We start from the raw sequence: 13,803 nt of genomic DNA on the forward strand, positions 1-13,803 counted from the left end.
TTCGACCCGTGACGGCGACGACTCGGCAGAAGATCCTCATCACCGGTGCCAGCTCGGGGCTCGGGGCGGGCATGGCCCGACGATTCGCCGCGCAGGGGCGTTCGGTGGCTCTCGCCGCCCGGCGGCTGGAGAACCTCCGGACACTGGCCGACGAGATCCGGCCGTCGGCCGCGCAGGTCGCGCTCGCGCAGCTCGATGTCACCGACGTCGGCGCCGTGCCGGTGGTGTTCGGGCAGCTCGCAGATGAACTCGGCGGTCTCGACCGCGTGATCGTCAACGCAGGTCTCGGGAAGGGCGCGCCGATCGGAACGGGCAAGGCGGCGGCCAACATCGAGACCGTACAGACCAATCTCGTCGGTGCGCTGGCCCAGGCCGAAGCTGCGCTCGAGATCTTCCGCGCCCAGAATGCCGGGCATCTCGTGCTGGTCAGTTCCATCTCGGGGGTGCGTGGAATGCCCAGGGCGCAGGCCGCGTACTCGGCGTCGAAAGCGGGTCTCACCGCGCTCGGGCAGGGACTTCAGGCCGAGTTCGCGAACTCGCCGATCACGGTGTCGATCGTGGCGCCGGGGTACATCGAGACCGACATCAACCGCGGGGTCAAGACCTCGCTCATGGTCGACACCGACAAGGGCGTCGACGCGATGGTGAAGGCCATCGAGGCGGAGAAGTCCTGGGCGCCGGTGCCGGCGTGGCCGTGGACTCCGATCGCGGCTGCGCTCAAGTACCTGCCGGCGTCGGTCAGCCGCCGCTTTGTCTGAACCGCTTTGTCTGAACCGCTTTGTCTGAACCGACTAGTCTGAACTCATTCAGGACGACTGATCTGCGTAAGGTGGCCGTCGTGGCGAACAAGCAGGGACAGGTCGTGGCGTCCGGGGCATTCCAGGTCTTCGGAGGCACCCGACGCGACCGGGTCAGCGAATTGCTGGGCGAGATCTTCGACCGCACCGACATCGAGGCGCTGGGCGCCGACTGGCGCGGCATCGTCTACTTCACGCTCGCCGACGACGAGTCGACCGACCCGCAGACCGTTCTCGGGTTCGATGCCTCGAGTGGGACCTCCGGTGAACTGGCGACCGTCGACGAGGTCCTCGAAGCGGTCCGCACCGGCGAGATCGCCGAGGCGGTCGACGTGGCGAGCTTCGACGCGTGGCGCACCGCAACGGGGACCCGCACCCTCGACATGGGCGCCTGCGTCCCGCCGGCGCTGTACGAGTTCCTCGGTGGTGACCCCGCCGAAAGAGACGTCGAGTCAAGCGATCTCGTGACCTACGTGGCCACCGCCGCCGCGATCATGGGCCGGATCCAAGCGCTCGGGGTGGAGCCCGGCGGCGAGATCCCCGACGAGGTCTTCGACGAGGAGTACTGGCAGTGACTTCGCCGGTTGAGTCGCTCCTCTGCCGGTTGAGTCGCTCCTCTGCCGGTTGAGTCGCTCCTCCTGCCGGTTGAGTCGCTCCTCTGCCGGTTGAGCTTGTCGAAACCCCTCAGACCGCGCGGCCCCGGCGCTCCCGGTACCACGTCACCAGTGCGTCGGTCGACGAATCATCGTGACCGGCAGGAGCTTGCGGTGAGGTGATGGTGCCGAGGAGTTCCTTGGCCTGGGTCTTGCCGAGTTCGACGCCCCACTGGTCGAACGGATTGATGCCCCAGATGGCGCCTTCGACGAAGACCTGGTGTTCGTACAGTGCGACCAGCTGGCCGATCACCGACGGGGTCAGTTTCGGTGCCAGGATCGAGGTGGTGGGCCGGTTTCCCGGCATCACCTTGTGCGCCACCACATGTGGGGACACACCCTCGTCGGCGATCTCGTCCGCGGTCTTGCCGAAGGCGAGCACCTTGGTCTGTGCGAAGAAGTTGCTCATCAGCAGGTCGTGCATCGAGCCCGACCCGTCGGGACCGGTGGGCAGGTCGTCGGTCGGCTCGGCGAAACCGATGAAGTCCGCGGGCACCATGCGGGTTCCCTGATGCAGCAGCTGGTAGAACGCGTGCTGTCCGTTTGTGCCGGGCTCGCCCCAGAAGATCTCGCCGGTGTCGGTGGTGACGTGGTGTCCGCCTGCGGTGACCGACTTGCCGTTGGACTCCATGGTCAGCTGCTGGAGATAGGCGGCGAACCGTGCCATGTCGTTGCTGTAGGGGAGCACGGCGCGCGTACCCGTATCCCAGAAGTTGTTGTACCAGAGCCCGATCAGACCCAGGATCACCGGTGCGTTCTGTTCGAGCGGCTGGGTCCGGAAGTGTTCGTCGACGACGTGGAAGCCCTGGAGGAACTCGGCGAACCTCTCTTTGCCGATCGCTGCCATCACCGACAGCCCGATCGCGGAGTCCACCGAGTACCGGCCGCCGACCCAGTCCCAGAAGCCGAACATGTTGGCGGTGTCGATGCCGAACTCGCCGACCGCGTCGGCGTTGGTGCTGACGGCCACGAAATGCTTTGCCACCGCGTCGGACTCGGCGCCGAGCGCGTCGAGCAGCCAGCTGCGTGCCGCGGCCGCGTTGGTGAGCGTCTCGAGGGTCGTGAACGTCTTGGAGGCGATGATGAACAGCGTGGTCTCGGCGTCGAGGTCGGCGAGGGTGCTGACCAGGTCGGCCGGGTCGACGTTGGACACGAAGTGGCAGCGGATGCCGGCGTCGACGTAGTGGCGCAGCGCCTGATACACCATGACGGGGCCGAGGTCGGACCCGCCGATCCCGATGTTGACGACGTCGGTGATCTGTTTTCCGGTGTGGCCCTTCCACTCTCCGCTCCGCAGACGGTCGGTGAACTCACCCATCCGGGTGAGTACCTCGTGCACATCGGCGACGACGTCCTGGCCGTCGACGGTCAGGGTCGCGTCGGCCGGGAGGCGGAGTGCGGTGTGCAGGACGGCGCGGTCTTCAGAGGTGTTGATGTGGGCGCCGGCGAACATGTCGTCGCGGGACTCCTCGAGGCCCACCTCCCGCGCCAGACTCATCAGCAGTTCCAGGGTTTCGCGCAGTACCCGGTGCTTGGAGTAGTCGATGTGCAGGTCGCCGACGTCGACGGTGAGTTCGGTACCACGGGCGGGGTCGATGGCGAACACCTCACGCAGATGCATTGCGTACACATGTGGTTGATGGGCCGCGAGTGCCTGCCAGGACTGCGTGGCGGTGATGTCGCCGTGGTCGGTGCCGGTGAAGTCGCTGCCAGAGGCCTGGGTGGTCATGACTGTCAACAATATGCGGTCTCCGCCGCCCCCGCGACGGCCGTCACATCACTCCGGCACCGGTTGCCTGCGTCGCAGGGTGTTCTCTCAGCGCCCGAGCGGTCCGCGGCCGAGGCGGAGCAGGAGCATCGCGAGGGTGTGACCCTCCTGGCCGAGGTCCTGGAAGCGTTCGAGGACCTTCACCTCGCGGCTGTGCACGAGGCGGGGTCCGCCCGAGGCCATGCGAGCGGCACCGATCTTCTTCGACACGGCCGAGCGGCGTTTGATGGCGGCGAGGATCACGGCGTCGAGGCGGTCGATCTCGAGCCGTAGCTGGTCGATGTCGTCGGGGAGGTCGGCGACCTCGGAACTCAGCTGGTACTTCTCGAGGTCGATCGAGTTCTCGAAGGACGTCCCGGGCGTCTGCTGGGGTTCTTGCGCTCCGGAGCTCGGGCTGTGATCGGTCACGGCCTGATTTTGCCACGCCGCCGCGTCTTGCCGTCATGCGCCCGAGGCCGGTGTGCCCGGCGCGCGGCCGTGGCGGCGCCACATGGACACTGGAGCGCATGCCCAACGCGCGGATGGTGTCCTTGATCGCGGTATCGCTCATCGTGGGGCAGTTGATCATCCGGGGCGTGCTCGCGGTGACCGGCAATTTCTACTGGGACGACCTGGTCCTGATCGCACAGGCGTCGTCGAATCCGATCATCTCCTGGGACTACCTCGGGCACAGTCACGACGGCCACTTCATGCCGGCCGCGTTCCTGGTGGCCGGGGTGACCACCTGGCTGGCGCCGCTGAACTGGACGCTCGCGGCGGTCACGCTGATCGTGCTGCAGGCGCTCGCATCGGTCGCGGTGTGGCGGATGATCCGCGTCCTGGCGCCGCAGGCCCGCGGCGGTGCGCTGGTGGCGCTGGGGCTGTACCTGTTCAGCCCGATGACCGTGCCGGCGTTCGCCTGGTGGTCGGCCGGCCTCAACACCCTGCCGATGCAGGCGGCGATGGCATGGATCGTGGCCGACGCGGTTCGGCTCGGCCGCGGAGACGTCGACCCGTCCCGACGCCGCGCGGTGTGGCTCCGTTCGACCGTCGTCTTCGTGATCGCGCTGGCGTTCTTCGAGAAGTCGCTGTTCATCTTCCCGGTGGCGCTGGTCGCTGCGGTTCTGGCGAACGGCGGCATCCGGAGACTGACACCCACGTTGCGCGCGGGCCGCGAGCTGTGGATCTCACTCGGGGTGGTCTCGGCGCTCTGGACGGTCGTCTACTTCGTCGTCTCCGACCCGACGGCCGGTCAGCACTCCGTGGCGCAGACCGCACGTCTGGTCTGGCGGTCGGTGAACCACGCCATCGTGCCCTCACTGGTGGGCGGACCGTGGGAGTGGGACCGCTGGACACCGAGCCCGCCCACGGGCCTCCCGGCGGTCTGGATGATCGTCGGCGGCTGGCTGGTGGTGGCCGCGGTGGCGTGGTGGGGAGTGACCCGCAAGCGCGGAGCGGCGGCGATCCTTCTCGCCGCGGCGCTGTACGCCGTGGCGGCGCAGATCCCGGTGATGTGGAACAGGTCGAGCCCCGAGACGGCCCTCGCACTCGCCCAGCACATGCGTTACCTGCCCGACACCGCGCTGGTGCTGGCGATCGCCGTCGCGTTGCTGTGCGCGGCACCGTCGCGTGCGGCACACGAGCAGCGGCGTGCCGCCGAACGGTCGCCGGGCGTCCTGCTGCTGCCGGTCGCCGCTGCGTTCGCCGTCGTGTCGGCGCTGGTGTCACTGGTGTCGTTCTCGGCGTCCTGGCGCGACAACCCGACCGGCGACTACCTCGAGACCGCCGTCGCGTCGTTGCACGACAGCGCGGACCAGATGGCGCCGGATCAGGCCCTGCTCGATCAGTCGGTACCGCTGGAGATCCTGCAGCCGGTGGTCTACCCGGACAACCAGATCAGCCGGATCTTCGGGCGCGTCGACCCGCGACCCGCCTTCGGTGTGAGCACCGATCGGCTGCTCGTCCTCGACACCGCGGGAAACCTGGTGCCCGGCGGGGTGACTCAGCGTCGGCTCATCTCCGCGGGCGACGGGACCTGCGGTGCGCCGGAGGTCACCGGCCCCACCGAACTCGGACTCGACGGCCCGCTGTTCCCGTGGGTGTGGACCATCGCCCTGAGCTACTGCGCCACCCGCGACGGCGAGATCGAGGTCTCACTCGACGACGGGGACGCGGTGCGTGTGCCGGTCCGGGCGGGGCTGGGCGCCATGTATGTCCGACTCGACGGCGGGGGCGATGCGATCGACGTGCGTCCGGTCACCGCAGGCCTGCGCCTGCACACCGGCGCGGGGCGGGTCGGCGAGGCCGTCGAGGCGAGGTTCGCCGGCGGCTGATCCGCCCGAACCGGTGGGCGACTTCCGGGACCGGACCGGTTCAGTCGATGTGGTAGGCGGAGATGTTGTCGCTCTGGTTCTCCGAGGCGATCAGCAGGCGCAACGCCGTGGCGGTTTCCGGCTCGGCGGTGAAGTAGACGACCTTGGCGTCGCCGGCCGCGCCGACCTGCTCGGACATCTGCTTCTTGAGTACCTCGGTGCCCTCCCAGGCGGGATCGAAACCGACGCCGACGATGTGCTGCTTGTAGCCGTCGCCGAACGTGACGTGCATGTTGCCGTCGGTGCCGATGCCGTCGAACAGGTAGTCGCCGCGCTTGATGGCGTAGTAGCTCGGCAGGCCGGTCACGCTCGCCCCGAAGCGTGCCTGCTGCGGCTCCTTGTTGCCGGTGCGCACGTAGACGACCTCGGTGTTGGTCTGCTTCTCGTTGTTGTCGATCAGGTCGTTGAGGGCGGCCTCGGTCGAATCGAGGAACGCGAGGTAGCTGTAGGTGTAGCGCGATCCGATGTTGGTGGCCGGCGGCAGGTTGGTCGCGGTACAGCGCGTGGTGCCGTTGCGGCCGAAGTCGACGCGCAGCACCACCTTGCACTCACCGCCGACCGCGCCGGGCGGACGGTTGCCCACCGCGAAGTTCAGCGTGAAGCCGTAGTTGAAGTGCCCGGTCACATCCTCGGCGTAGGGGCTGCCCTGCACGATGTAGTCGAAGGCGCACGCGGCCGGGGTGCACGCGCCGACCTGGCGGGAGGTGACCACCGGCTGCTTCATCCACAGTCCCGGAGCGGGCACCGACACGAGGTCCGACACCAGCGCACGCTGATTGGCGAACACCTTCTGGGCCTGATCGGCCGGCTGCAGGCTCACCGATGCGTCGATGTCGTAGGTGACCGCCTCCACCTCGCTCTGGCCCTTGACGTGGGTCACGTTCTTGGTGGCCGGGTCGAAGGTGACCTCCCACGTACCGAGCTTCACCTTGTTGTCGCCGATGAACTCGATCGGCGGGTCGGAGGTGGGCCAGTGCCGGGCGTCGGGCGTGCCCTTGTTCGGTGCGGGGAGCTCGGCGCCGAGCTGCGGTTCGGAATCGAGTTCGGTGTTGCCGATGTCGCCCGCGAGGTTGTCGGGGCCGAGGACCGTGCCCAGGCGGGGGAGGCCGGTGAACCGGGTCGAGGCCCACTTGTTGTCCAGCGGTGCGGCGTCGAGGTTGGTCTTCTCGTCCTGGACCAGCAGCGTCTCCCACAGGGCGCTCGGTGCGCTGATGAAGGGGCTGTTGCCGATCTGGCGGTACTCGCCCTGCTCGGAACCCAGTGAGATCGTGCCCTCGGCAGTGTTCGACGTCGTGACGATGAGGTCGGTGAACTCCACCGTGCCCTGGCCGCGCACGGCGTTGGCGTACTTGTAGTCGACCTTGCCCGTGTACTTGGCCGCCGGACTCGTCGCCATCTTGAACAGCACCTCGTCGAGGCTCTTCTGGGCGCGGAAGGCAGGCGTCGGTTCGACCGTGCCCGCGCTGCTGAACGGCACGAACGACAGGACGAGCGCGATGATGAGGGCCAGTGCCCCGACACCGAAGGTGATGGCGGCGGGCGCGATGGACGGTCTCTTCATGGCGACTCTTTCTTTCGCCGAGGCGTCGTAAGCGCATGCGGATGGTCCGCACACGGGCCACCCCGAGCCTGCGATACCGGGTCATCGTAGCCGCGGGACACCTGGTCCGGGGGCGCAACGCAGCGGGTATGTCGACCGATCAGACGACCGTGGTGTCGGGCATCCGGCGGGGCGAGGGACGCCCGTCAGGTGTTCGGGTCGTCGCCGTCGCGCATCGCGTCGCCGGTGGGTCGCGTGTGCCGTCGCGCAGTGGCCGGGAGGGACGTGTCGGTCGGTGCGGGTAGCCTGGACAACCGATGAACAGCTCTTCTTCTGCCCCCCTTCTCTCCGGTCGCGCGGGCGCCGCCTCCACGGGTACAGCCTCTGGGGGCGCAGGCGCCGACGACCGGGTCACGCGCCTGCTCGACGGCCTGAACCCGCAGCAGCGGGCGGCGGTGCTGCACGCCGGCGCGCCGCTGCTGATCGTCGCCGGGGCCGGGTCCGGCAAGACCGCGGTCCTCACCCGACGGATCGCCTACCTCCTGGCGGCGCGCGATGTGACGCCCGGGCAGATCCTGGCCATCACCTTCACCAACAAGGCCGCCGCGGAGATGCGCGAACGCGTCATCGACCTCGTCGGCCCCCGGGCCGCCTACATGTGGGTCTCCACTTTCCACTCCACCTGTGTCCGTATCCTGCGGGCGCAGTCGGGGCTGTTGGAGTCGATGAACTCCAACTTCTCCATCTACGACGCCGACGATTCGAAACGCCTGCTGGGCATGATCATCCGCGACCTCGAGCTCGACCCGAAGAAGTTCAGTCCGCGTGGTGTGTCGGTGGCGATCTCGAACTTCAAGAACGAGCTGATCTCGCCCGACGAGGCCCAGGCGTCGGCCGCCGAGGACGACCCGACCGCGGTCACCATCGCGCGGATCTTCGCCGAGTATCAGCGTCGCCTGCGCGCGGCCAACGCCTTCGACTTCGACGACCTCATCGGCGAGACCGTCGCGCTGCTGCGTCGGCACCCGCAGGTCGCCGAGTACTACCGGCGCCGCTTCCGGCACGTGCTCGTCGACGAGTACCAGGACACCAACCACGCCCAGTACGTGCTGATCCGTGAGCTCGTGGGCGAGCAGACCACCGCCGGCGGCCTCGAGCCGTCGGAGCTGTGCGTGGTGGGCGACGCCGACCAGTCGATCTATGCCTTCCGCGGTGCGACGATCCGCAACATCGAAGAGTTCGAACGCGACTTCCCCTCGGCCGAAACGGTTCTCCTCGAACAGAATTACCGGTCGACCCAGACGATCCTGTCCGCGGCCAACGCAGTCATCTCGCGAAACACCAACCGTCGTGAGAAGCGGCTGTGGACCGACTCCGGCGACGGTGAACTCATCGTCGGGTACGTCGCCGACTCCGACCGCGACGAGTCGACATTCATCGCCAAGGAGATCGAGGAGCTCACCGACTACTCGATCGGCGGCTCGTCGAGCTTCAAGTACTCCGATGTCGCGGTGTTCTACCGCACCAACACCGGCTCGCGTGCCATCGAGGAGGTGTTCGTCCGCCACGGAATCCCGTACAAGGTGGTGGGTGGTACCAAATTCTATGAGCGCAAAGAGGTTCGGGACGTGGTGGCGTATCTGCGGGTCGTCGCCAACCCCGACGACCAGGTGAGCCTCCGTCGCATCCTCAACACCCCACGACGCGGCATCGGTGACCGCGCCGAGGCCTGTGTCGCGGTGCACTCGGAGAACACCGGCCGCAGCTTCTACGAGTCGCTGATCGATGCCGCCGAGGGCAAGGTGGCGTTGCTGAACACGCGGGCGGTCAAACAGATCGGTGGTTTCGTCGAACTGATCGAGGGGTTGCGAACCGACTTCCTCACGCACTTCGGCGACTCCGACACCGAAGACGCCGACACCGCTTTCCTCGACGCCACCGAGGAGTCCGCGGACATCGGTGAGCTCGTCGACGCGATCGTCGAACGCAGCGGATACCGTGCCGAGCTCGAGGCGTCCAACGACCCGCAGGACGGCGCACGACTGGACAACATCAACGAACTCGTCGCCGTCGCAAGGGAATTCAGTGCCGACGCCGCGCAGATCGACGAGGCACAGGACGATCCGGAGGCCGAGGTGGATCGCGAAGGCGAGCCCGAACCCGGTTCTCTCGCAGCCTTTCTGGAGCGCGTCTCACTGGTCGCCGATGCCGATCAGGTGCCCGATGAGGGCGATGGTGTGGTCACGATGATGACGCTGCACACCGCGAAGGGCCTGGAGTTCCCGGTGGTGTTCGTGACCGGTTGGGAGGACGGGCATTTCCCGCACATGCGCGCACTGGGCGATCCGAACGAGCTGAGCGAGGAACGACGCCTCGCCTACGTCGGCATCACCCGGGCCAAGCAGCGACTCTATCTCACCCGTTCGCTCACCCGCGCATCGTGGGGACAACCGGTGTCGAACCCGGAATCCCGTTTCCTGCAAGAGATTCCGCAGCACCTGATCGACTGGCGCCGAACCGAACCCCGACGCTCGGCGCGGGGCGGGTTCGGCGGATCGTCGGGCGGGGTGTTCGGCCGCGACGGCTCGTTCTCGGGCGGGTCGCTGGGCCGTGGCCGGTCGTCGTACTCGACGGACCCGGCGCGCGGACGCAACAAGCAGGTGCAGCTCGACGTCGGTGACCGGCACAACCACCCCAAGTACGGGATGGGCAAGGTCGTGGCCAAGGAGGGGACCGGCGCCACCGAGCGCGTCACCATCGACTACGGCGGCAGTGCCGGACGAGTCACCCTGCTCACCGCGGGCGGCATTCCGGGGGACAAGCTCTAGCAATGGTGAAGCGGCGGGCCCGTCGAGGCCCGCCGCGTTCGCACCTGAAGGGTGCGGGGGATGTGGTGCCCGGCGCCGTCAGACGACGCGCAGGATCAGTCGGAGTGGTTCAGCCGGTGCGGATCAGCCGGTGCGGATCAGCCGGTGTAGCCGGCGAGCTTGACGCCCTTGGCGGCCAGCCACGGCACGGGATCGATCTTGGTGTTGCCACCCTTCCACACCTCGAAGTGCAGGTGCGGGCCGAAGGAGAAGCCCTCGTTGCCGACCAGGGCGATCACGTCGCCGGCGGTGACGCGCTGGCCTGCGCTCACCAGGACGCCCGAGGACGACATGTGGCCGTACATGGTCACGGTGCCGTCGGCGGCCTGGATCTGGACCCAGTGGCCGTAGCCGGAGGCGGGTTCGGCCTTGATGACGACGCCGTCGGTGGCGGCATGGATGGGCGTGCCGAGCGGCGCGGCCATGTCGATCCCGCCGTGCATGGTGCCCCAGCGCATGGCGAAGGCGGACGTGAAGTCGTACTTGCCGAGCGGGATCGGCGAGGTGAACAGCGGGCGCCGGGCGAGTGCATCGCGGCGGGCCTCGTCGGCGGCCATCTTGGCGCCGACACCCAGCTGGTTGGAGAAGACGTTCATCTGGTCGGTCGGTGCCGCTGCGGCGGCAACTCCGGGACCGAGCTCCACCGGGGCGGCTGCATCGTTCACGGCAGCGGCGTTGACCGGTGCGGCGGCGGGAGCGTCCTCGGCGGTGCCCACCTGGGACACGGCGGCGACGGCCGCGCCGGCGGCCATGGCGATCAGTGCTGCGCGGCCACCCTTGAGGGCGTTCGGCGGAGCGGCGATGCGGTGCTTGCCGCCGCGGCGGACGCGACTGCCCGCCGGGTTCGTGCGGAACTGCGGATGATCGGCCTCGTCCTCGGAATCGTCGTCGACGAGGATGTCGAGCTCGGCGCCTTCGACGTCGAAGGGCTCGTCATGCCGGTACTGATCGAACTCGTGCTCGGGGATCAGGATGTCCTGGGTGATCTCCGAGCGGGTCGGGCGGTAGTAGCCCTTCCAGGACGACGGGGTCCAGGCGGCGTCGTCGGACGTCTCGCGAGAATCGGTGGCCGCGAAGTCGAAGTCGTAATCGCTGAGATCGTGACCGGAGGCGTCGTCGTAGTCGACAACGGGGATGATCGTCGTCATCTCCTCCGCTGTGTAGTCATCGATCAACCCGCCCGATCGGACGCGGCTCGATCCGCGTGAGACACCAGGTCCCGCCAAATCGTCCACCTCATCTCTTCGTTCTCGCGGATTCGAAGGTACCGTCCGTAATCCTTCTGTGACCAACCGCTGAAGCCGACGGTAACGAAATGATTGCGGCAAGTCCAACCGTGCGGCGCGGCTTCTCGCGTTTTTGTGAGCTGAGTCACACGATTTCGACGGGTTCGTCGTGATTGTGAATCCGTGGTTCAGCTCCGTGAAAATCTCTGTGTCCGGTATGTGTCAATGCCGTCCCGTATTGAACACGGTGCCCCTCGCGCTCGTGACGCCGCCCCCCGTGTGCGGCACCCGTCGCGAGACCCGACCGAGCGAGTGATCTGTCGCACAAGCACAGGGTGCGCCCGTAGTGGCGATTCAGGACAGGTTTAAAGTCCGATATGGCCCGCATTACACCCTTGCGCGGGCAAATCTACGAGATGGTGAGCTGAATGGATCTCTTCGAATACCAGGCGAAGGAACTGTTCGCCAAGCACGGGGTTCCCACCACACCCGGTCGGGTGACCGATGATGCCGCCGACGCGCGGGCGATCGCCGAGGAAATCGGCAAGCCTGTGATGATCAAGGCCCAGGTCAAGACCGGTGGACGTGGCAAGGCAGGCGGCGTGAAGTACGCCGCCACCCCGGACGACGCGCAGTCCCACGCTTCCAACATCCTTGGCCTCGACATCAAGGGCCACGTCGTGAAGAAGCTGTTGGTCGCCGAGGCCAGCGACATCGCGGAGGAGTACTACATCTCCTTCCTGCTCGATCGCTCGAACCGCACCTACCTGGCCATGTGCTCGGTCGAGGGCGGCATGGAGATCGAAGAGGTCGCGGCAACCAAGCCCGAGCGCCTCGCGAAGGTCGCCGTCGACGCCGTCAAGGGTGTCGACCTGGAAACCGCGCGCTCGATCGCCGAGCAGGGTCATCTGCCTGCCGAGGTGCTCGACGCAGCAGCGGTCACCATCGCAAAGCTGTGGGAGGTCTTCGTCAAGGAGGACGCTCTCCTCGTCGAGGTGAACCCCCTCGTCCGTACGCCTGACGACAAGATCCTGGCCCTCGACGGCAAGGTCACCCTCGACGCCAATGCGGACTTCCGTCAGCCCGGCCACGAGGAGTTCGAGGATCGCGACGCCACCGATCCTCTGGAGCTCAAGGCCAAGGAGAACGACCTCAACTACGTCAAGCTCGACGGCGAGGTCGGCATCATCGGCAACGGCGCGGGTCTGGTCATGTCGACCCTCGACGTCGTCGCCTACGCCGGTGAGAAGCACAACGGCGTCAAGCCCGCCAACTTCCTCGACATCGGTGGCGGCGCCTCGGCCGAGGTCATGGCCGCCGGCCTCGACGTCATCCTGAACGACGAGCAGGTCAAGAGCGTCTTCGTGAACGTCTTCGGCGGCATCACCGCGTGTGACGCGGTTGCCAACGGCATCGTCGGCGCGTTGGAGAAGCTGGGGTCGGAGGCCAACAAGCCGCTCGTCGTCCGCCTCGACGGCAACAAGGTCGACGAAGGCCGCAAGATCCTGGCCGATGCGAACCACCCGTTGGTCACGCTCGCCGAAACCATGGACTCGGGCGCCGACAAGGCCGCCGAGCTGGCGAGCAAGTAAGGGAGCCACGGAAAATGTCGATCTTTCTGAACAAAGACAACAAGGTGATCGTCCAGGGCATCACCGGCGGTGAGGGCACCAAGCACACCGCCCTGATGCTGAAGGCCGGCACCAACGTCGTCGGCGGTGTCAACGCGCGCAAGGCCGGCACCACCGTCAGCCACGTCGACGCCGACGGCAACAACGTCGAACTGCCGGTGTTCGCCTCGGTCGCCGAGGCGATGAAGGAGACCGGGGCCGACACCTCGATCGCTTTCGTCCCGCCGAAGTTCTCCAAGGACGCCATCATCGAGGCGATCGACGCGGAGATCCCGCTGCTGGTCGTCATCACCGAGGGCATCCCCGTGCAGGACTCCGCGTTCGCGTGGGCCTACAACGTGGAGAAGGGCGCCAAGACCCGCATCATCGGGCCGAACTGCCCCGGCATCATCACCCCCGGTGAGGCGCTGGTCGGCATCACGCCGAACAACATCACCGGCAAGGGCCCCATCGGTCTGGTCTCCAAGTCGGGCACCCTGACCTACCAGATGATGTACGAGCTGCGCGATCTCGGCTTCTCGACCGCCATCGGCATCGGCGGCGACCCGGTCATCGGGACCACCCACATCGACGCCATCGAGGCGTTCGAGAAGGACCCGGAGACCAAGCTGATCGTGATGATCGGTGAGATCGGTGGCGACGCCGAGGAGCGTGCCGCCGACTACATCAAGGCCAACGTCTCCAAGCCGGTCGTCGGCTACGTCGCGGGCTTCACCGCGCCGGAGGGCAAGACGATGGGTCACGCCGGTGCGATCGTGTCCGGTAGCTCCGGCACCGCGCAGGCCAAGAAGGAGGCCCTCGAGGCCGCAGGCGTGAAGGTCGGCAAGACGCCGTCCGAGACCGCCACGCTGGCCCGGGAGCTCTACGACGCCCTGTAAGCCTGTCAGTACCGGAAGCCAGGTACCGAAAAGCCCGAGCGGGTTTGCCGCTCGGGCTTTTTCGTGTCCGGTTCGTCTCGTTGACCGCCTCG

The 13,803-nt window shown here is 67.4% G+C and carries 10 protein-coding genes; 6 read left to right on the plus strand and 4 right to left on the minus strand.

Annotated elements, in window-relative coordinates; genetic code table 11:
• The first annotated feature begins 8 nt into the window (after window positions 1-8).
• Both H1R19_RS06535 and H1R19_RS06540 read left to right on the plus strand, forming a co-directional pair.
• Window positions 9-758: an SDR family oxidoreductase gene (locus H1R19_RS06535; protein WP_219851015.1), complete on the plus strand. Its 750-nt coding sequence runs from the start codon at window positions 9-11 to the stop codon at window positions 756-758.
• Between the two features lie 80 nt (window positions 759-838).
• Window positions 839-1,372: a hypothetical protein gene (locus tag H1R19_RS06540; RefSeq protein WP_219851016.1), complete on the plus strand. Its 534-nt coding sequence runs from the start codon at window positions 839-841 to the stop codon at window positions 1,370-1,372.
• A 109-nt stretch (window positions 1,373-1,481) separates the two neighbouring features.
• Here the strand turns inward: H1R19_RS06540 and pgi are convergent, their stop codons facing one another.
• Both pgi and H1R19_RS06550 read right to left on the minus strand, forming a co-directional pair.
• Window positions 1,482-3,179, minus strand: a complete 1,698-nt coding sequence (gene pgi / locus H1R19_RS06545) for a glucose-6-phosphate isomerase (RefSeq protein WP_188330079.1) — start codon at window positions 3,177-3,179, stop codon at window positions 1,482-1,484.
• 87 nt (window positions 3,180-3,266) lie between these two features.
• Window positions 3,267-3,626 carry a chorismate mutase gene (locus H1R19_RS06550; protein WP_188330078.1) on the minus strand — a complete coding sequence of 120 codons (360 nt, stop codon included), beginning with the start codon at window positions 3,624-3,626 and terminating at the stop codon, window positions 3,267-3,269.
• Window positions 3,627-3,724: 98 nt separating this feature from the next.
• On the opposite strand from H1R19_RS06550, the gene H1R19_RS06555 reads away from it, so the two are divergent.
• Window positions 3,725-5,530, plus strand: coding sequence for a hypothetical protein (locus H1R19_RS06555; RefSeq protein WP_219851017.1), 1,806 nt, complete (start codon window positions 3,725-3,727; stop codon window positions 5,528-5,530).
• A gap of 40 nt (window positions 5,531-5,570) precedes the next feature.
• On the opposite strand, the gene H1R19_RS06560 is transcribed toward H1R19_RS06555, so the two are convergent.
• Entirely contained in the window at window positions 5,571-7,130 is a 1,560-nt protein-coding gene (locus tag H1R19_RS06560; RefSeq protein WP_219851018.1) for a hypothetical protein, read from the minus strand.
• 296 nt (window positions 7,131-7,426) lie between these two features.
• Here H1R19_RS06560 and H1R19_RS06565 point away from each other — a divergent pair, with 296 nt between their 5' ends.
• Entirely contained in the window at window positions 7,427-9,937 is a 2,511-nt protein-coding gene (locus tag H1R19_RS06565; protein ID WP_219851019.1) for a UvrD-helicase domain-containing protein, read from the plus strand.
• Between the two features lie 137 nt (window positions 9,938-10,074).
• Here H1R19_RS06565 and H1R19_RS06570 read toward each other — a convergent pair whose 3' ends face one another.
• Entirely contained in the window at window positions 10,075-11,211 is a 1,137-nt protein-coding gene (locus tag H1R19_RS06570) for a M23 family metallopeptidase (protein WP_188330074.1), read from the minus strand.
• A gap of 419 nt (window positions 11,212-11,630) precedes the next feature.
• Between H1R19_RS06570 and sucC the strand changes: the two genes are divergently transcribed.
• Both sucC and sucD read left to right on the plus strand, forming a co-directional pair.
• Window positions 11,631-12,794 carry an ADP-forming succinate--CoA ligase subunit beta gene (gene sucC / locus H1R19_RS06575; RefSeq protein WP_188330073.1) on the plus strand — a complete coding sequence of 388 codons (1,164 nt, stop codon included), beginning with the start codon at window positions 11,631-11,633 and terminating at the stop codon, window positions 12,792-12,794.
• A gap of 14 nt (window positions 12,795-12,808) precedes the next feature.
• Window positions 12,809-13,711, plus strand: a complete 903-nt coding sequence (gene sucD / locus H1R19_RS06580; protein ID WP_188330072.1) for a succinate--CoA ligase subunit alpha — start codon at window positions 12,809-12,811, stop codon at window positions 13,709-13,711.
• Window positions 13,712-13,803 lie beyond the last annotated feature (92 nt).

It is taken from the genome of Gordonia jinghuaiqii (assembly GCF_014041935.1).
Classification (GTDB): domain Bacteria; phylum Actinomycetota; class Actinomycetes; order Mycobacteriales; family Mycobacteriaceae; genus Gordonia; species Gordonia jinghuaiqii.

Coding starts and splice junctions, on each gene's coding strand:
- pgi (WP_188330079.1), bottom strand. CDS start 3,179: ATGACCACCCAGGCCTCTGGCAGCGACTTCACCGGCACCGACCACGGC.
- sucC (WP_188330073.1), top strand. CDS start 11,631: ATGGATCTCTTCGAATACCAGGCGAAGGAACTGTTCGCCAAGCACGGG.
- sucD (WP_188330072.1), top strand. CDS start 12,809: ATGTCGATCTTTCTGAACAAAGACAACAAGGTGATCGTCCAGGGCATC.
- H1R19_RS06560 (WP_219851018.1), bottom strand. CDS start 7,130: ATGAAGAGACCGTCCATCGCGCCCGCCGCCATCACCTTCGGTGTCGGG.
- H1R19_RS06565 (WP_219851019.1), top strand. CDS start 7,427: ATGAACAGCTCTTCTTCTGCCCCCCTTCTCTCCGGTCGCGCGGGCGCC.
- H1R19_RS06555 (WP_219851017.1), top strand. CDS start 3,725: ATGCCCAACGCGCGGATGGTGTCCTTGATCGCGGTATCGCTCATCGTG.